This window comes from Massilia sp. BAP21, assembly GCF_057801335.1.
The window spans coordinates 4,444,826-4,462,871 of sequence record NZ_CM173596.1 but is presented as its reverse complement, the minus strand read 5'-3'; the positions used below and the strand labels follow the sequence as shown (position 1 = coordinate 4,462,871).

Here is an 18,046-nt window from a genome sequence, read left to right as displayed (position 1 = left end):
GCAGTGGAACGGGATTACTTCGCGCGGCGGCGACGCAGTGCGCCAACACCCATTGCGCCTGCCAGCAGCAGAGCAATGCTCGATGGCTCCGGCACTTCGGCGGCAGCCGGTGCGGTAACGACCGGATCGGCAGCAACCGGCAGCTGGACTGGCTCGGCTGCGACTGGAGCGATGGCGGCTGGCACCGGTACTTCGACAGCAACGCTTGGTGCGGTGACGCTTGGTGCGGCAGCGCTGGACGAAGCGGCAACGGCGCCGCCGGTGACAGCCCAGCCGGTCAGGGTGCCCGGATGACGGGCGGTTTGTGCTTGTGCTGCACCGGCGGTGACGAGCAGGGCGGCAATGACGAGGTGACGAACTTGCATGATTGCTCCTTCTTATTGAGAGTGACTGTGATAAATATTACAACAGCAAGATCATACTATCACAAGCATAAAAAGGGCTTGTTTCAATTGAGTTAATTCTAAAAGGAAATGAAAATGGTTAATATTCTTTTCTTTTTGGAATTTCTTTCCTCTTGGAAGTTGCTTTAGCTCACGATAATGTACCCGTAAATTGATTTTTTATCAACCTGCATTTCCGGGTTTTATCATTGGCAGCAGCGAAAGGCGCTCTCACCGTTTACTGTGGATGGGTCCGATTGCAAGGTGGAACAATTGATCGGCAGAAGTGACCTTGCCGCCATCGAGCATCCAGGAAGCGATGGCGCTAGCGGAAAGCGGTGTTACGGTGCACCTTGATGCCGTCTGCCGCCGCGCACACCGGGCGCGAAGCACGCAGCGTAACGAGATAATCGAGCCATTTTCCCTTCAACCGCAGGCGCGCCAGTGGCGTGCCGGTCAGATCGTTGAAGGTGCGCCGGCACGGGCAGCAGCGGTAGCGCTGCAGGTCGTTCGCGTGGCCATGCCGGTGCCAGCGTTCGCACTGGCAATGCGGACAACGGCGCCCGGCCGACCTGCATTGTTGAATCAGCGCGAGCACCTGATGCAGCCCGGCCGCCGGCCGCAGCGCGTCGAGAACCTGCAACCGCTGAGGCTGGTTCAGTGCGGGCAAGGCTGCGAACCATTTGGTAAAGCGAAGCGCTTTCATGGTCGACCCGTATCGATGGCGATACGGCTTGGACCGCGGTTTAGCTCAGCAGTACAACCCTCATCCATAGCTAACGGTGACAGCGCCAACGAAAAAGCCGCCCCGGATCGCTCCGGTGCGGCTTTCGATATTGCAGGGAGCGCCAGACTGCGGCGCCTGCGCTTACGGCTTGACTGGCGCCATGTACGGCATGACGCGCGACGCCATACGGGTATCGGTCTTGAGCATGCCGGCTTCGTCGGCCAGGATGTGGGCGGCTTCCTGGAGCAGCACGTCCTTCGCGTCCTTGGCTGCCTTTTCCGCCGCCAGCTCGGCCGACAGTGCGCGCTCGTCGCCCTGCAGGCCATCGTCCTGCTGCGGCGTGTTGCGAGCGGCAACCACAGTCTTGGCCGGTTTCGTTGGCGTCGGCACCTTGCTGCGCGCTTCCTTGCCGCCCGGCGCTGCCGCCGGCTCGTCGGTCGTTGCATCCTTGCCCGCGGCCAGGCGCGCTTCGCGGGCCTTGGAACGGGCGTCCTGGGCGTCGCGCTCCTTGCGGCGCACGGCTTCGTTCAGCGAGATCGCGTTTTCCTTGCGGATCTTCATGACTTCAGCCATGTCCTCGCGCAGGTCGGCGAAGTCCTTGTCTTTCGCGATACGTGCCTCGTGGCGTTTCTGCAAGGGGTCGACCAGTTCCTTCAGGTTACCCAGCGGGACATAGGTTGCCGGCTTGATCGACACCCAAGGCAGCGCATTGCCGAACGAGGATTCGCCGAAGTGCTCGGTATCCGACAGCACCGGCAGCTTGATGTCCGGCGTCACGCCGCGCAGCTGGGTGGTGCCGCCGTTGATGCGGAAGAACTGGGCGATGGTCATCTTCAGTTCGCCGTAGCGCACCTTGTCGGACTGCGAGAAGCGGTCGAGGTCGAGCAGGGTCTGGACCGTGCCCTTGCCGAAGCTCGGTTCGCCGATCACCAGGCCGCGGCCGTAGTCCTGGATGGCGGCGGCAAAGATTTCCGAGGCCGAGGCCGAGCCGCGGTTGATCAGCACGCCCATCGGGCCGTCCCAGGCCAGGCCGGGCTTGACGTCGCCCTCGACCTCGATGCGGCCTTCGGCCGTGCGCTGCTGCACCACCGGACCCTTGTCGATGAACAGGCCGGTCAGTTCCACCGCTTCCACCAGCGAGCCGCCGCCGTTGTTGCGCAGGTCGATCAGGACGTTGTCGACGCGGTCTTTCTTCAGTTCGCCCAGGATGCGCTCGACGTCGCGGGTAGCGCTCTTGAAGTCCTTGTCGCCCTTGCGGCGCGCCTCGAAGTCCTGGTAGAAGGTCGGCAGCGAGATCACGCCGATGCGGCGGTTCACGCCGTTTTCCTTGACCTCGATGATCGACTTCTTGGCGGCCTGCTCTTCCATGCTGATCTTCTTGCGCACCATGGCCACGGTGATGTGCTTGGCATCGACGCCGGCGTCGGCCGGGATTACGTCGAGGCGCACGGTCGAGCCTTTCTCGCCGCGGATGAGTTGCACCACATCGTCGATGCGCCAGCCGAGCACGTCGGTGAAGGCGCCGTTGCCCTGGGCCACGCCGACCACGCGGTCGCCGACCTTCAGCTTGCCGGATTTGTCGGCCGGGCTGCCCGGCACGATTTCGCGGATGATGGTGTAGTCGTCGCGCGTCTGCAGCACGGCGCCGATGCCTTCCAGCGACAGGCGCATGGAAATGTCGAAGTTGTCGGCCGAGCGCGGGCCAAGGTAATTGGTGTGCGGCTCGATGGCGGTGGCATACGCGTTCATGAACATCTGGAACACGTCTTCGTTGTTCAGCTTTTTCATGCGCGCCACGTAGTTGGCATAGCGCTTGTCGAGCGTCTCGCGGATGCCCTTCTCGTCCTTGCCGGCGAGCTTCAGGCGCAGCCAGTCGTTCTTGACGCGTTTGCGCCACAGGTCGCGCACTTCCTCTTCGTTTTTCGCCCACGGGGCTTTTTCACGGTCGAGCTGCAGGGTCTCGTCGACGGTAAAGTCGAACTTTGTCTTGAGCAGGCTGCGCGCATAGGCCATACGGTCGGCGAAACGCTGCTGGTAGAGGTTGTAGATGGCGAAGGGCTGGCTCAGGTCTTCGTTGTTGATCGCATCGTCGAGCCTGGTGCGCAGCGGCGCATAGCGGTCGAGGTCGACCTGGGTGAAGTAGAGTTTTTCGCCGTCGAGCGCTTCGAAGTAGTTGTCGAAGATTTTCTCCGACATCGCATCGTCCAGCGGCATCGCCTTGTAGTGGTAGCGCGCCAGGACGCGCGAGGCCCACAGGGCAGCCTGGGCCTGGGCCTCGACCGGCTTCATCTGGACGGCAACGGCCTTCTCGGGCTGTGCGGTCACCGCATGCGTCGACATGGCAAAGGCCAGCGCAACCATCAACATCTGCTTCTTCATTTATGCGTTCTCCGAACGTGTACTTGGGTGTCTGCCAGCGCGCCGCAAACCTGTACAAGGCTTATCCCGGCCGCGCGGACCATTCTACAGGATAGCGCAAGCGCGCAGAGTTGGCTTGTCGAGGATGAGCGGACCAGCTTAAGGTCGCCTTAAGCGGGTATGATCAAATTTTTACAAATTGAAACAGGGGTAAATGCTGCGCGCCGCCGCTTGCCATGTCGGGCTGGGCCGCAGGATCTCACGCACCCGAATCGTAATCGAGGAACCGCACGCACCATGTCAGAGGCCGACCCATCCATGCACGCACCGATTGCCCTCATCATCATCGACATGCAGGAAGGCATGCGCAGCCCTGCCCTGCCGCCGCGCAACAACCCGGCAGCCGAGGAGAATATCGCGCGCCTGCTGCAGGCCTGGCGCGGGGCCGGCCAGCCGGTGGTCGCGGTGCGCCACATCAGCCGCTCGCCCGACTCGGTGTTCGCGCCGGGACAAGCGGGCGCCGCTTTCCAGGCCGCCCTGCAGCCGCTGGCGCACGAACAGGTGGTCGAGAAGAATGTGCCGGATGCCTTCGTCAACACGGGCCTGGAACGCTGGCTGCACATGCGCGGCATTCGGCGGCTCGTGCTTGCCGGCGTCAGCACCAACAATTCGGTCGAGGCCAGCGCACGCAGCGCCGGCAACCTGGGCTTCCTGGCCACGGTCGTGGCCGACGCCTGCTTTGCCTTCGAGCAGCGCGACTATGGCGGCAACTTGCGCAGCGCCGAGGAAGTGCACCTGATGGCGCTGGCGAACCTGGACGGCGAGTATGCGCGGGTCGCCGCGACCGACGCCGTGCTGGACGAGCTGATGCGCGACTAGAGCGCCGGCAGAAGTCCGGGCAGCTGCGCGCGCCAGAGCCAGGCGGCCAGCGCCAGCGCGCCCAGCACCAGCCAGGGCCAGGAGCGCGCCGCCAGCTTCCAGTCCACCGGGGAAGGCCAGAACGACAGGTATTGCGGCGCCAGGAACACGGCCAGCAGCAGGTCGAGCGGTTCGAAATGCCAGCCGGGCCGGGTGCGCCAGCTCGCCACCAGCAGCGGCACCAGCAGCACCAGCAAGGGCGCCAGCGCGGCCGGGGCGGCGTTGTACCAGCGCAGGTTGGCAAAGGTGACGGAACCGAGCTCCCAGACTTTCCCCTTGCGGCGCGGGACCAGGTTCAGCCCGACCGGCTCGGCATTCGTCAACAGGCCGACGCCGAAATGCGCCAGCTCGTGGCACAGGGTGCCGGCCGCGGTGAGGACGAAGAAGCCCGGATGGGCGCTGGAGAGCATCCAGAACAGGAAAGCCAGCGCCAGCGAGGGCAGCAGGTAGACCAGGATGTCGGCATGGGCGCACAGGAAGAGCGGCGCAATGCTCGCACAGGCAGCGGGCAGGTCCATGCGAAAAGCGGCCGGGTTTAGTTGCTGTAGAAACAGCGCCCGCAGGCCTGGCGGTAGCTTTCGTTGCCGCCGATACTGACCTGCTCGCCTTCACGGATGCGGCGTCCCTCTTCGTCGACGCGGATGTTCATGGTCGCCTTCTTGCCGCAGGTGCAGATGTTCTTGATTTCCTCGATGTCGTCGGCCAGGGCCAGCAGGTAGGCCGAACCGGGGAAGGGTTCGCCGCGGAAATCGCTGCGCAGGCCGTAGCAGATGACGGGCACGCCGCGCACCTGGGCCAGCTGGTGCAACTGCTGCACCTGGGCGGTCGTGAGGAACTGGGCTTCGTCGACCAGCACGCAGGCCACGCGCGGCGCATCGGCGAGAAAATCGGTGCCGGCATCGAACAGGCCGACCTGACGCTGCGGGCCCAGGCGCGAGGTGATCAGGCCGACGCCGTAGCGGTCGTCGATGGCGGCGGTGTAGAGCTTGACCTGCTGGCCCTGCTCCTCGTAGTTGTGCGCCACCTGCAGCAAGGCAGTCGATTTGCCGGCGTTCATCGCCGAGTACCTGAAATAGAGTTTTGCCACTGCCCTGCCCTGCTTGCCGGATTTAAAATGGCGCGAATTATAGCGTGGACAGGCAGCCGGGGCCAGAGCGACGGCTGCCTGTCCACGGGCCGGCATGCAGGAACTTGCTTAGCCACGGCGGCGGCGCATCCAGCCGACCAGGCCCAACCCCATCAGCATCATGGCGTAGGTTTCCGGCTCGGGCACCGGCATGGCCAGGGTGAGGTCGTTGGCGGTCACCCAGTAGTCGCCGCCGCTGGTCATGGTCACCGAGCTCAGCGGCGAGCTGGAAACGAAGCCGAGGAAGCTCGAGGTGGTGGCGTTGCTCAGCGTGTAGTTCAGGGTGCCGCCGCCGGTGGCGGTGAACTGCAGGGTGCCGCCGGGCAGGAAGCTGCCGAGCACGTCGGAGCCGAAGAAATAGCCGCCGAAGCCGGTCACGCCGGGGGCGAAATCCGAGAACACGATGCCGTCGCTGTCGACGTTGGTCGACAGCCAGCCGTCGCTGCCGCTGCCCGCGCCGTACAGGCCGCTCGGGGCGGTGGCGGTGTAGCTGTAGGCGCCGGCGCTGCGGGCGAACGGGCTGTCGTAGAGGTCGATGTCGAGGTCGTCGTAGGTGTCGACCCCGTAGCCGCCGACGGCGGCGAGGAAGGCGTTGCGGTCGGTATAGACCGTGATCTGGGCGCTGGCGCTGACGGCGCCGCACAAGAGCATGGCGGCGACCAGGCTTTTCAGGGCGAAGGGCTTGCTTTGCATGATTGCACTCCTTGGGTTCGGTGGATTCGGCTTCTGCCAAAGTCGAGTACACCGCGTTCCGCCCGATGTTGCAATCCAATTAACGTTGAATGAATGACACTTTGCGCTGCCTCAGAAGTGGCGCGGCTGGACAGCGATCCGGCGCATGAGCGCGTCAGCTTTTCGACACAATGCGTGCCGGGTTGCCGACCACCGTAGCGCCCGGCGGCACGTCGCGGCTGACCACGCTGCCCGCGCCGACGATGGCATCGTCGCCGATCGTCACGCCCGGCAGGACGATGGCGCCGCCGCCGATCCAGACGTTGGCCCCGATCGTCACCGGCTTGCCGCACTCCAGCCCGCTGCGCCGGAGCGCCGGGTCGCGCGGGTGGTCGGCGGTGTAGATCTGCACCGCCGGGCCGATGCGGGTGTCGTCGCCGATTGTCACGCGCGCGGTGTCCAGGATCACGCAGTTGTAGTTCAGGAAGACGTGCTTGCCGAGGTGGAGGTTGAAGCCGTAGTCGCAGTAGAACGGCGGGCGCAGCATGGCGCCCTCGCCCACCGATCCCGCGCGTTCGCGCAGCAGCGCGTGCCAGGTGTCGGCCTGCTCGCCCATGGCCGCGTTGTAGCGCGCCAGCCAGGCCGCGCAGGCGGCCAGTTCCACTTGCAGCTCGGGCGCGCTCGGGTGGTACAGCTCGCCGGCCAGCATCTTTTCCTTGTCGCTGCGTGTCATGGCTGCTCCTTACTGGCCTGGATGGTACTGGCGTTCCAGCGCTTTGCGGATGTCTTCCTTGTAGAAGAGCACGTCCTTGAACTCGCCGCGCGCATACATCTCCGCCTGGTCGGCAAAGTGCTTCGAGGCCGGGTTGCCGCTCTGGCCGCCGGCCAGGATGCTCTTCGCGCGCACGCGCGGACCGAACTCGACGGCGACGACGAAACTGTTGCCGCGGTCGCCGTAGATGCGCTTGGTTTTTTGCTTGGCCACCATGCCGAACGAGGCCAGCGAGCCCCAGTGCGCCGAGGTGAACGCCACCGGGTAGCTCGGCTTGCTGTCGTCGTACTGCTGGTCGACGTCGCCGCTGATGCGCTGGAAACGGTTGATCTCGCCCCAGGGCGTCTGCCAGGTGCCGAAGTCCTGCGCCAGTTTATTGCTGGCGCGGGCCAGGGCATCGAGCCGCTCCTGCGCGTCCAGGCGGGTGGTGATGTAGTCGACCGACGGCAGGCCGGCGGCGCGTGCCTTCGGCGCCGCCGCGGCCACCATTTCCTGGCCCCAGTACACGGCGAGCGAGGTCGGCACCGAGTCGGCGGCGAAGCGCAGATCCCAGCCGCGCAGCGCGGCGACCTGGTCCTTCAGGGCAGCCTTGCGCGCGTCATTCCCCGGCAAGGCTTCGTAGTCCCGCAGCAGCTGCGGCACCAGCGGCTCGAAAGCCGTCAGGTAGCTGTCGTAGGAGGCGGCGATCAGGCTGTCGAGCGTCATGTCCTTCGCATCGCGCAGCACGCGTTCGGCGTGGATGCCGCGCGCGTTTTCCGGCAGCGACCACATGTAGGCCGGGTAGTCGGCCTGCTTCGGGCTGTTGGCGCCCGAGGCGCTGAACGGCCAGTTATTGGTATTGCTGATGTAGCCGCTGGCCGGGTTGAACAGCGTGATCGTGTCCTTGATCTCGTGCAGGCCCTGCCATTCGGTCGCGGGGTTGCTGCCGTCCACCGGCTTGCTCCAGTCGAAACGGGTATCGCGCTTCGGAATGAAGTTGCCGTGGAAGTAGGCAATGTTGCCGTCGGCGTCGGCGTACACGGTGTTGTTCGAGGAGTTCGTGCGCAGCTGCATGGCCTGGTAAAAGGCCTCGTAGTTCCTGGCCTTGGTGCGCGAATAGGATTGGGTGAGCGCCTTGATTGGCTCGTCCATCATTTTCACGGCCACCCATTTGCCGTTCTCGGCGCGCACGATCGGGCCGTGGTGGCTGAAGTAGGCCGTCACCGTGCGGCTGGCCAGCTTGCCGTCCGCCGCCTTGTACGGCAGCGTGATCGGCACCGCGCGCAGGGCGCGTTCTTCCTGCCCGTAGCGGTAGTAGAACTTGCCGCCGCGCTCTGTCACGGTTTCCAGGTACTCGTCGATGACGTCGCCGCCGCCCGAGGTGTGCATCCAGCCGGCGCGCTCGTTGAAGCCCTGGTAGATGAAAAACTGGCCCCAGGTCACGGCGCCATAGGCGTTCAGGCCTTCTTCGCTGACCATGTGCACTTCCGGGCGGAAGTAGAACGAGGTGTGCGGGTTGATCATCAGGAGCGGATGACCGGCCTGCGTGCGTTTCGGCGCGATGGCAAAGCCGTTCGAGCCGCGCGGTTCGGCGTCGAGGATGTTGGTGTTGTCCGCCACCTGGTTCGCCACCTTGCCTGCCGTGGCGGGCCGCGGCTTGCCATAGAAGGCTTCCAGGTCCTTCAGTTCGATCGACTCGATGTCGCCGCCGATGCTGCCCTCGCTGAACGAGAGCGCCATCCAGGGCTCGAAGCGGGTGATCAGCTTCGGCTTCACTTCCGGATGCGTGTGCAGGTAGAAATTCAGGCCATCGGCCCAGGCGCTCATCAAGCCCTGCAGCCAGGCCGGGCTGGCCGCGAACTTGGCCTGCATGTCGGCGGGCTGGATGTAGAGCTTCATGCGCAGGTCGCGCCAGATTTCCTTCTCACCCTCGACCTCGGCCAGCCGCCCCATCGAATTGATGTAGTTCAGTTCGACACGGTTGAAGTCGTCCTCGGCCTGGGCATAGATCATCCCGAACACCGCATCGGCGTCGCTCTTGCCGAACACGTGGGGAATGCCCCACTTGTCGCGCATGATCGTCACGCGTTGCGCCGTGTCCTGCCAGCGCGCCAGCTCGGCGTGGCCGGCCTTCTGCTTGACTGTCGCGGCGGGCGCCGCATGGACGGCCGGCGCAGCGCCGGCAAAGGCGGCGATGCAGGCAGCGAGGGCAAAGGTCGGGGCAAAGCGGCGCGACGGGATCATGCGAGTCTCCTTGTTGTTCCTTGTTGTTATCGGTGTGCCGGCTGACGGGCAGCCTGGTTCGCTACAGCCCGGCGTTGGCCAGCTTCTGCTTGAGGATCTCGTTCTCGGTCAGCAAGGTCGCCATGCGGTCCTTCAGCGCGGCGATCTCGGCTTTCAAGGCGGCCTTGTCGTCGACCGGCTCGCCGTCCGGGCCGGTCTTCTTCGGCTTGGTGGCCTGCTTCTGCTCGCGCACCTGGCGCGCGGCCTGCTGCAATTCCTTGCGTCCGCCGGCCACGGCCGCGATCTGCGCTTCCGGCGGCAATTGCGCCACGTTCGCGGCGGCATTGATGGAGATGGTGCCGGCGCGCACGGCTTCCACCAGCTGGGGCGCGGCCGCCTTCTGGATGCGTTCGATCTGGCTGATGGTGTTGCTCGACACGCGCGCCGCTTTCGCCACGTCTTCGCGCGTGTTCCAGGGCGGCGGCGGGCGCGAATCCATGTCGTCGGGGCTGGGCTCGGGCGGCTCCTCGGCCATGCGCTGGGCCATGCGGGCGCTGACGATTTCCTTCTTGCGCAGGGCCAGCAGGCCGCGCTGGAAGTCCGACACGCTCCGGCGCGCCAGGTGGTTGTCGATCATCCACAGCATCACGTCCTCGATGGAGGCGAAGCTGTTGTTCTGGACGGTACGGAAGTCGATATTGTGCTTGCGGCAGATTTCGTAGCGGTTATGGCCGTCGATCAGGACGTCGCCCCATAGCACCAGCGCGTCGCGGCAGCCTTCGGCAAGCAGGCTGCGCTCCAGCGCGGCGTATTCGATATCGGTCAGCGGGTCGACGAAGGCACGCAGCTCGTCGTTGATGGTGATGTTCAATGTATGGTCCTAGGCTTCTTGGTGCGCCGTCATGGCGCCGGGAAGCATTCTAGACCATTCGATGGCTGAGCCAAAGATGGCTGGCCGATTTTGCAGGGGATGCGAAGAAGGTGGTGCGGGCAGCCGGAATCGAACCGGCACGCCTCACGGCGGCAGATTTTAAGTCTGATGCGTCTACCAGTTCCGCCATGCCCGCGCCGGCGGGGATTGTACACCGTGCGGCAACTTCAGTGTTAGTGGTTGAGCCAGTGACAAGCTTGCGGCGGCAGCGCCCCGCCCCTTGCCGGCGGTTTATTCTCAAACAAAATTGCCGCAAAGCATGCATGCGATGCTGGCGTTTTGCTCAGCTCCCGAGGTGGAATAATGGACGTTTCCCTGATTCGATGTGGCGCGGCCTGCCTGGTGGCGGCTGCCTTGTGGGCATGCTCGCCGAAGAGCGCCGAGGAGAAAGGCGCGGACATGGCGGGCGAGAAAATCGACATGGTGACTGGCATCGGCAACGCATTGACCGACAAGGGCGGCAAGGCGGCCGAGTCGATCGCTACCGGCGTCGGCACCGTGGTCAATGGCGTCGAGCGCGGCGCCCTGAAGGTGGGCCGCAAGCTGAACATTGATCCATCGCTGGCAAAGGCCGGCCTGGCCGTCTCCCGGGTCCAGGATGGAAGCGAAGCCGGCGATGGTGCGGCGCACGGCCTGCTGGCCTATGTGATCGCCAGCACCCGGGCCGAAGGCAGCCTGCGCATGTTCGCCTACGATGCGCTGGGCCGGGAAATCGGCCGCTCGAGCGTGCCCGTCGCCTACGGCGACGACGATGCCGGGTACGTGGCCCTATCGCTGGACAAGAACGTGGCACTGGGCGACGTGGTCGCGGTCGGGTTCAAGTACGTCCCGGGCAAGGGAGTGGCAGCGAAATAAGCGCATTGCGGACAAAAAAATGCCGCCGTCGCATCGGGTGCGGCGGCGGCAAACGCTCAGTTGGTCTGAGTTGGAGACATTTCTTATGATAAGGGCATGCGGACGGCATACAAGGGCCACACCGGGAAAACTCTCCCTGTCTTGACGTAGGCGAATTCGCACAAACTTCAAGAAATGTCTTAAAGCCCGGCGGTACCCTGTCAGAAGGTCTTGCTCAGCGACACCACCAACGTGTTCTTCCCTGGATCGGTATAGCCGATCCGCTCGCTCCGGTTCACGACGCCGCTCGACCCAGGATCGCAGGCATGAGTCGCGCCAAAAGCGCGGGTATAGGCGCCGGCCATCTTCCAGCCGCCGTTCAGGCGATGTGTCAGGCCCACTTTCACGTCGCGCCAGTTCCAATAATCGTTGCCGGCCCCGGCCACCCGGCCCTCGCCGGCGTGCAGGTTCAGCGTGGTAGCCGCGCCCAGGTCGAGATTCGCGCCGCCATCCAGGTAGCCGGTGCCGCGCGCATTCGCGATACCGAAAAAATTGCGGGTGACGGTGTAGTTGTACTTGGCGTATAGCGCCTTGTAGCTGAGGGCTGCCGAAACCTCGCCGTAGTCGAAGCGCCCGCCGTTCGGCCCGCGCCCGGCGCCCGGATACCTGGCGTAATGCCCCATCAGGCTATAGCCGAGTGCACCGACCTTGCCGCTGTAGCCGCCATACAGGTCCCACTCGACCGAGCCCCTGGCGATCAGGCGGTCGCCCACGTTCACCACGCGGGTGCCGGCCGACCAGCCGCCCGGGTGCACGACGTCGATGCCGGCCTGGGCGGCGGGCTTGCCATCGGTCTGGCGCAGGCCGCGCCACACGTACTGGCTGGCGACGCCGGCATTCGCCGTGAATGCGGCCTCGTCCGCGGCGGCAAAGACCGGCTCGGCCGGGCCTGGCGCCGAGGCGTGGGCGGAAACCTGCATCGAGAACAGCACAAGACAGACGAGCGGCAGCAGCCGCGAAGCGCAGTAGGTCATTCTGTTGAGGGCAAAAGGTGGACGCTGGCGCCGCGGCAGGCTCTGGATAATGCCGTGCGGCAATGGAATGAAGGGATTCTAGAGGGGTTTTTCGCGCACACAGCGATTTAATGCCAGGATGAACATCGCTTTTTTCGCCGACTGCGTGATCCGCGCAACACCGTGTCCAGACTGGCATGCAGCGATGACAATCGTGGCTGGAAATGTCTCGGCGCCGCATCGCACGGTCTGCGCCAGCGCAAGGAAGCGGCAAGCAGGAACGGCGCGCCACCGCAAGCCTGTGCCACGGCGCTACGATGGATTTTTCCATCACTCGTGACGCGGAGACGGCATGCTGCATCCTGTCGACCGCCATGCCCGGCTGGCCGAGCTGCACAGGATCTGGCGTGACCAGGGAAGTGCCCTGCCGCAGGATGCCTTGCGCAGCCTGTTCGGTCACGCCGCCGCCTGGGGCGCGTGGCCGCTGGTGCATGCCGCCGGCACGCGCCTGGCCGCCAGCAACGGCCTCGACACAGACGACACGCTGCACCTGGTCGACGCCTGCCGCGCACTCGGCAAGGGCGGCGAAGCGCTGGCCCTGGCGCGGGTGCTGGCGCGGGAGCAGCCTCGGCATGCCGAGCTCGTTGCGGAACTGCGCGCCTGGCTGGCCTGGCGCCGGCACTTCCCTGCTCCCTCCCGCAGCGGCGCGCTCACGCTCGAGCCACTGGCCCACCATCACGCGCGCGACTTCGCCTGGCAATACGGCGACCCTTCCATTGCCGAACTGTGCTGCCTGCCGGTGTTTGCCGACGCGCTCGACTGGCACCGCTGGCTGGCCGGGCTCTGGCGCGAAGGCCGGCGCCTGCTGTACGCGGTGCTGCACGATGGATGGGGATTCATCGGCTGCGTCAGCCTGACGCTGCACCGCGGCCTCGGCTTCTTCTATTACTGGCTGGGCAAGGATTTCCAGGGACAGGGCTTCGGCCCCTGTGCCGGTGGGCTATTGCTGGACCTGGGCCAACGCGCCTACGGACTGCGCGGCTGCTATGCCAAGGCCTTCGACTACAACCTGCGCTCGCGGCGCGGCCTGGAAAAAATGGGATTCACCGAGCTCGGCATGCGCGGCGCGGGCGAGGACTGCGACCAGGTGTTTTACCGGCGTGGGCCGCCGCAGGGGCGCCGGCACACGGCCGACGAACTGCACCGGCTGCTCGACAGCATGGATGCGAGCGTGCGTCCGGCGCCGGCTTCCTTGCCGCACCCGGACCCGTTGACGGTCTGAACGGCAGCCCGGATCAAGCGCCCTGGTAGATCAGCACGCCGCACACCGCCGCGCCCAGGGCCAGCAAGCCGAACAGGAACCAGCGCATCGCATTTGCGAGGCCGGCGACGGCCTTGTTGGCGTCCTTGTTCAGCATGCCGCGCTTGCGGCTGGAATTGAGCAGCATGGACACGAAAATGAACAGGAAAAACAGTAGCAGGACAAATTTCATCATGATCCTTGCCGTCTCAGGTCCGTGCCAGTACCAGGGCCAGCGACACGAACCCCAGCACGCCCGCCCCTGCCGCGATCAGGCTCACCACCTGCATTCGGCCGCGCGCCGCTTCCATCCTGGCGATCAATTGGGCGTTCTGGTCGGCCAGTTCGGCGATCAGCTTCGAGGCTTCGCGCAATTGCCCGTGCATCTGGGCGATGGTGACGTCCTGCTGCTCGATGTGCGCGGCCAGCACGGCCATGCCGTCTTCGCCCCTGGGCATGGGCGCCATTGCCGCGTCGTCGATGCCGGCTTGCGGCGCACCCTTGCGTCCGACCGTGTCCCACAGCTTGCGGGCGCCGTTCGCCACTTGCGGTGCGGCAGCGATGACCTCGCTCCACGGAACCGCCTTCAACACCTTCAGCCAGGCTACGGCCATGTTTGTTTCCTCCAAATCGAATGGGATGCAGCATAGCACCCCTCATCGCTGCCCGGACAGTCGACTCAAGTGTGCAATCGTGCGGCCGCGTTTATGCATTACCATCGCACCATGTGTGGACGATTTGACCAAAGCCAAACGGCGCGTTACTACGCGAGCGTCTTCGGCTGGGCCGACGCGGTGTACGACAGCGAATCGGCGCCGGCCTACAACGTCTCGCCCGGCAGCTACCGCCCCGTCATGCACCTGCAGGACGGCGAGCGCCGTGTCGACGACGTGTTCTGGAGTTATCGCGCCAAATGGGCCGAAGGCAAGGTGCCGATCACCATCAACGCCCGCCTGGATAAACTCAACAACCGCTACTGGAGCCGGCTGCTGAAGAACGGACGCGCCGTGGTCCCAGCCGAAGGCTGGTACGAATGGACCGGCGAAAAAGGGAAGAAGCAGCCCTGGCACATCCACCGCAAGGACCGCGCGCCGCTGTTCATGCTGGCCATCGCCAACTTCGGCAGCTTCACGGAAAACCGCGCCGAGGCCGGCTTCGTGATCGTTACCGACGATGCCGCCGAAGGCATGCTCGACATCCACGACCGCCGCCCGGTGGTGCTCGAGGCGGCCGATGCCGCCTTGTGGCTGGACCCTGGCCTGGCGCCGGACGCGGCCATCGAGCTGGCGCGCCATGCCGCGCTGCCGCCCGATGCCTTCGAGTGGTTCAAGGTGACGCCGGAGGTCAACCGCGCCGGCGCCAACAGTCCGCAGATGGCGCTGCCCCTGCCGGAGTGAGCGCCGGCCGATTTACTCCAGCACGCTGACCAGGGCCAGCAATCCCAGCGACAGGCCGATAATCACGCCGGCGCGGCTGCGCAGGCGCTGGCCGCGTTCGACCATCTGCTTGGCGATGCGGCGGCGCGGACGTAATCCGCTGCGTTCCGATGGGGCTTTTTCTTGTTGCATGGTAGGTTCCGTGTTCATCTCTATGGTATCCATTGGCGACTCCGATGGTCATTGCCGAAGATTGATCATGCCGGCCGGCGTGGCCGGCTACAGGGGGTGGATGCAGGCTCGGCCTGACAGCAATGCTGTCTGCCGAGCTCAGGCAAGCCGGGCGAGATGCTCGGAAATACGGGCGCAGGCGGCGCTGAAGGGAAGTCGACAACGCGTCGCCGCGAGGCGGAAAGCGGCAACGGCAGGAACAGGCGCCGCGCCGTGTGGGAACGAGATAGTGAACGACTGATCTTGCTGAATGCTTGACATGCCAATTACCGTGTTCGATCCGCCATCGGCGCTGCACAACGCAGGCGCCGACCGCATGAAAGAAATGATTCTACACGAACAGCTTGTTAGATCAATACGCAATTGAATACATGTTGTGCAATGTCAAAGGCCCCGTTTCCGGGGCCTTTTTTTACTGAACGCCAGTCAGGTTTTGGCTGGTGCTGCTGAGTGCTGCTGGATGTTGCTGTTAGTGCTGGTAAGCGCCGATGTCGTAGCCGGTCGACGCGTTACGCGGCTTGCCGTCGATGTCGGTCGGCAGTGCGTAGGTGGCGATACCGCGGCCGATCACCGGCGAGCTCGCGCTTGGCTTGAAGTTCGGCATGGCGGCGGTGCGCGAGTAGCCGGCCAAGAGCGGGTCTGACGAGATCGTGCCGGTGTGCTTCAGGCCGTTGCGCAGCTGCCAGTCGTAGGTCGTGTTCTTGAACACCAGGTTGTTCTTGTACGAGTTGCCGGTACCGGTCTTGCCCTGCTCCGAGATGCCGTACTTGTTGTCGTAGACGATGTTGTTGTACACAGCGACATTGTTGGCGCCGGCCGAGGTGAAGTAGAAGTCACCACCACCGACGATGATGCCGAACACCGACGAGCTCACCGTGTTGTTGATGATCTTCACGTTCGTCGCATCGTGCCAGAGGTGGATCGCTGCCGAACCGACGCGGTAGACCACGTTGTTCTTGATCGTGCCCGAGGTGCTGACATAGATACCCTGGACATAGGTGCAGCCTGCCGGGCCGATGTCGTGCACGACGTTACCGATCACATCGGTCATCACGCCCTTGTAGTAGCTGTCCACGCCAATGGCCGAACCGCCCGCGCTGTTGCAGGGAATGGTGGTCGCGGTGTGGTGGACGTGGTTGCCTTCGATGACGTTGTAGGAACCGCCGGTGTAGATGCCGAGCGTCCACTTGGTACCGCTGCGCACTTTCGAGCCGTCGACTTCGAAACCGATGATGCTGACGTAGTTGCCACGGTTGTCCCAGGCGTTCTTGTTGGTCGAGTTCGCAGGCGGCACGATCTTGGCGCCCCACTTGGTGGTCGAGACCCAGTAGATGCGGGCAGCAGCGGTGCCGTTGGCGGTGGTCTTGAAGCCGCCATCATAGGTGCCCGGTGCAACGAACACGGTGGTGCCGGCCTTGGTCACGGCCTTCGCAGCGCGGGCCAGGGTCTTGAACGGTGCGGCCTTGGTGCCGGCGGCGGTGTCGGAACCGTTTGGCGACACATAATAGTTGTAGGTCGTGGCCGGCGTGGTGGCGTTGCTGCCGGTGTTCACGGTCAGGTTCGACGAAGCATCATAGCCGGTGAGCGCAAAGTTGGTCGGGGCGGCGTGGGCGGAAACGGAGAAGGCCAGGACGACAGCGGTAGCGACAGCGTTCAGGGCGATGGTGGCTTGCTTTTTCATGCGAGAAGTTCCTAACGTCAAAGGTAAAAATCGAAGCGTGTAAAACGCGAATACGTAACCTTTGAGGGGAGGAAACTTCCTTAGTTCAACTTTTTCTCAAATAAATTTTCTTGGAGTATCAAAGACTTATCGCAGCTTCAGATCAGGAAACTGAACAGGAGATACGGAACAATTGTGAAATCCACATGATCCTAGACGAAAAAAAAGCCCGCGTGCCGTGGCAACGCGGGCTTGGCTCACGTCGGAACCCGAGAAGACGGCTTAGTGCCTGGCGCTGCCCTTAGTGCTGGTAAGCGCCGATGTCGTAGCCGGTGCTGGCATTACGCGGCTTGCCGTCGATGTCGGTCGGCAGTGCGTAGGTCGCGATACCGCGGCCGATCACCGGCGAGCTGGCGCTCGGCTTGAAGTTCGGCATGGCGGCAGTGCGCGAGTAGCCGGCCAGCAGCGGGTCCGAGGTGATGGTCCCAGTGTGCTTCAGGCCATTGCGCAGCTGCCAGTTATACGTCGTGTTCTTGAACACCAGGTTGTTCTTGTACGAGTTGCCGGTGCCAGTCTTGCCCTGCTCGGAAATGCCGTACTTGTTGTCATACACGATGTTGTTGTACACCGCGACATTGTTCGCGCCAGCCGAGGTGAAGTAGAAGTCGCCACCGCCAACGATGATGCCGAAGTTCGACGACGACACGGTGTTGTTGATGATCTTCACATTCGTCGCATCGTGCCACAGGTGGATCGCCGCCGAACCAACGCGGTAGACCACGTTGTTCTTGATCGTGCCCGAGGTGCTGACATAGATACCTTGCACGTAGGAGCAGCCGGCCGGGCCGATATCGTGGACGACGTTGCCGACCACGTCGGTCATCACGCCCTTGTAGTAGCTGTCCACGCCAATCGCCGAACCACCCGCGCTGTTGCAGGGAATGGTGGTGGCGGTGTGGTGAACGCGGTTGCCTTCGATAACGTTATAGGAACCGCCGGTATAGATGCCGAGCGTCCACTTGGTACCGCTGCGCACTTTCGAGCCGTCGACTTCGAAGCCGATGATGCTGACATAGTTACCGCGGTTATCCCAGGCAGTCTTGTTGCTCGACTTGGCAGGCGGCACGATCTTGGCGCCCCACTTGGTGGTCGAGACCCAGTAGATGCGGGCAGCCGCGGTACCGCTGGCGGTGGTCTTGAAGCCGCCGTCATAGGTGCCCGGCGCCACGAACACGGTCGTGCCCGGCTTGGTGACAGCCTTGGCGGCACGCGCCAGGGTCTTGAAGGGCTTGGCCTTGGTGCCGGCCGCCGTGTCCGAGCCATTAGGCGAAACGTAATAGTTATAGGTGGTCGCTGGCGTCGTTGGGCTGCTGGTGACGGCCGTTTTGGCACGCAGGCCTTCCTGGGCATCGTAACCCAACAAGGCAAAGCCGGTGGCGGCGCTGGCAGTGGATACGCCCAGCGCCAGCAGCACGGCAGCAGCGCCGCAGGTCAGTGCATTGGTACGGATATTGGAGGGCTTGGTAGCGGAGTGTTTCATCAA

Annotated in this window: 18 protein-coding genes, 1 tRNA gene and 1 pseudogene; 4 read left to right on the top strand and 16 right to left on the bottom strand. The window is 64.2% G+C overall.

Annotation, left to right across the window (positions count from 1 at the left end):
• Positions 1 to 14 precede the first annotated feature (14 nt).
• From ACWYRN_RS19815 to ACWYRN_RS19805, 3 genes and pseudogenes are all read right to left on the bottom strand, one after another.
• Entirely contained in the window at positions 15 to 365 is a 351-nt protein-coding gene (locus ACWYRN_RS19815) for a PEP-CTERM sorting domain-containing protein (protein WP_488689368.1), read from the bottom strand.
• A gap of 346 nt (positions 366 to 711) precedes the next feature.
• Positions 712 to 1,089, bottom strand: a pseudogene (locus ACWYRN_RS19810) (transposase); the annotation flags it as partial.
• Between the two features lie 162 nt (positions 1,090 to 1,251).
• Positions 1,252 to 3,489, bottom strand: coding sequence for a carboxy terminal-processing peptidase (locus ACWYRN_RS19805; RefSeq protein ID WP_488689367.1), 2,238 nt, complete (start codon positions 3,487 to 3,489; stop codon positions 1,252 to 1,254).
• A 297-nt stretch (positions 3,490 to 3,786) separates the two neighbouring features.
• Between ACWYRN_RS19805 and ACWYRN_RS19800 the strand changes: the two genes are divergently transcribed.
• Positions 3,787 to 4,347: a cysteine hydrolase family protein gene (locus tag ACWYRN_RS19800; protein WP_488689365.1), complete on the top strand. Its 561-nt coding sequence runs from the start codon at positions 3,787 to 3,789 to the stop codon at positions 4,345 to 4,347.
• Here the strand turns inward: ACWYRN_RS19800 and ACWYRN_RS19795 are convergent.
• From ACWYRN_RS19795 to ACWYRN_RS19765, 7 genes are all read right to left on the bottom strand, one after another.
• Positions 4,344 to 4,904 (bottom strand): hypothetical protein, encoded by a 561-nt coding sequence (locus tag ACWYRN_RS19795; protein WP_488689364.1) that lies wholly within the window; start codon positions 4,902 to 4,904, stop codon positions 4,344 to 4,346. The two genes, ACWYRN_RS19800 and ACWYRN_RS19795, sit on opposite strands and share 4 nt — an antisense overlap.
• Positions 4,905 to 4,921: 17 nt before the next feature.
• Positions 4,922 to 5,443, bottom strand: a complete 522-nt coding sequence (locus ACWYRN_RS19790; RefSeq protein ID WP_488692848.1) for a thymidine kinase — start codon at positions 5,441 to 5,443, stop codon at positions 4,922 to 4,924.
• Positions 5,444 to 5,581: 138 nt separating this feature from the next.
• On the bottom strand, positions 5,582 to 6,205 hold the full coding sequence (locus ACWYRN_RS19785; RefSeq protein ID WP_488689363.1) for a PEP-CTERM sorting domain-containing protein: 624 nt from the start codon (positions 6,203 to 6,205) through the stop codon (positions 5,582 to 5,584).
• Positions 6,206 to 6,359: 154 nt separating this feature from the next.
• Complete coding sequence (locus ACWYRN_RS19780; protein ID WP_488689362.1) at positions 6,360 to 6,917, bottom strand: sugar O-acetyltransferase; 558 nt, start codon at positions 6,915 to 6,917, stop codon at positions 6,360 to 6,362.
• Positions 6,918 to 6,926: 9 nt separating this feature from the next.
• Positions 6,927 to 9,179, bottom strand: a complete 2,253-nt coding sequence (locus ACWYRN_RS19775; protein WP_488689361.1) for a penicillin acylase family protein — start codon at positions 9,177 to 9,179, stop codon at positions 6,927 to 6,929.
• Positions 9,180 to 9,240: 61 nt separating this feature from the next.
• A complete protein-coding gene (locus tag ACWYRN_RS19770) occupies positions 9,241 to 10,029 on the bottom strand; it encodes a hypothetical protein (protein WP_488689359.1) in 789 nt (262 codons plus the stop codon).
• A 111-nt stretch (positions 10,030 to 10,140) separates the two neighbouring features.
• A tRNA-Leu gene (locus tag ACWYRN_RS19765) sits at positions 10,141 to 10,225 on the bottom strand.
• Positions 10,226 to 10,392: 167 nt separating this feature from the next.
• Between ACWYRN_RS19765 and ACWYRN_RS19760 the strand changes: the two genes are divergently transcribed.
• Positions 10,393 to 10,944, top strand: a complete 552-nt coding sequence (locus tag ACWYRN_RS19760) for a hypothetical protein (protein ID WP_488689358.1) — start codon at positions 10,393 to 10,395, stop codon at positions 10,942 to 10,944.
• A gap of 200 nt (positions 10,945 to 11,144) precedes the next feature.
• Here ACWYRN_RS19760 and ACWYRN_RS19755 read toward each other — a convergent pair whose 3' ends face one another.
• On the bottom strand, positions 11,145 to 11,957 hold the full coding sequence (locus ACWYRN_RS19755; RefSeq protein WP_488689357.1) for a TorF family putative porin: 813 nt from the start codon (positions 11,955 to 11,957) through the stop codon (positions 11,145 to 11,147).
• 331 nt (positions 11,958 to 12,288) lie between these two features.
• Here ACWYRN_RS19755 and ACWYRN_RS19750 point away from each other — a divergent pair, with 331 nt between their 5' ends.
• Positions 12,289 to 13,218 carry a GNAT family N-acetyltransferase gene (locus ACWYRN_RS19750; RefSeq protein ID WP_488689356.1) on the top strand — a complete coding sequence of 310 codons (930 nt, stop codon included), beginning with the start codon at positions 12,289 to 12,291 and terminating at the stop codon, positions 13,216 to 13,218.
• A gap of 13 nt (positions 13,219 to 13,231) precedes the next feature.
• Here the strand turns inward: ACWYRN_RS19750 and ACWYRN_RS19745 are convergent, their stop codons facing one another.
• Together ACWYRN_RS19745 and ACWYRN_RS19740 are read right to left on the bottom strand one after the other, a co-directional pair.
• Positions 13,232 to 13,432: a hypothetical protein gene (locus ACWYRN_RS19745; RefSeq protein ID WP_488689355.1), complete on the bottom strand. Its 201-nt coding sequence runs from the start codon at positions 13,430 to 13,432 to the stop codon at positions 13,232 to 13,234.
• 13 nt (positions 13,433 to 13,445) lie between these two features.
• Entirely contained in the window at positions 13,446 to 13,850 is a 405-nt protein-coding gene (locus tag ACWYRN_RS19740; protein ID WP_488689354.1) for a hypothetical protein, read from the bottom strand.
• A gap of 93 nt (positions 13,851 to 13,943) precedes the next feature.
• Here ACWYRN_RS19740 and ACWYRN_RS19735 point away from each other — a divergent pair, with 93 nt between their 5' ends.
• On the top strand, positions 13,944 to 14,633 hold the full coding sequence (locus ACWYRN_RS19735; RefSeq protein ID WP_488689353.1) for an SOS response-associated peptidase: 690 nt from the start codon (positions 13,944 to 13,946) through the stop codon (positions 14,631 to 14,633).
• 12 nt (positions 14,634 to 14,645) lie between these two features.
• Here the strand turns inward: ACWYRN_RS19735 and ACWYRN_RS19730 are convergent, their stop codons facing one another.
• The 3 genes from ACWYRN_RS19730 to ACWYRN_RS19720 form a co-directional block, all read right to left on the bottom strand.
• Entirely contained in the window at positions 14,646 to 14,804 is a 159-nt protein-coding gene (locus tag ACWYRN_RS19730) for a hypothetical protein (RefSeq protein WP_488689352.1), read from the bottom strand.
• 508 nt (positions 14,805 to 15,312) lie between these two features.
• Positions 15,313 to 16,524 carry a right-handed parallel beta-helix repeat-containing protein gene (locus tag ACWYRN_RS19725; protein ID WP_488689351.1) on the bottom strand — a complete coding sequence of 404 codons (1,212 nt, stop codon included), beginning with the start codon at positions 16,522 to 16,524 and terminating at the stop codon, positions 15,313 to 15,315.
• A 280-nt stretch (positions 16,525 to 16,804) separates the two neighbouring features.
• Positions 16,805 to 18,043, bottom strand: coding sequence for a right-handed parallel beta-helix repeat-containing protein (locus ACWYRN_RS19720; RefSeq protein WP_488689350.1), 1,239 nt, complete (start codon positions 18,041 to 18,043; stop codon positions 16,805 to 16,807).
• Positions 18,044 to 18,046: the final 3 nt, after the last annotated feature.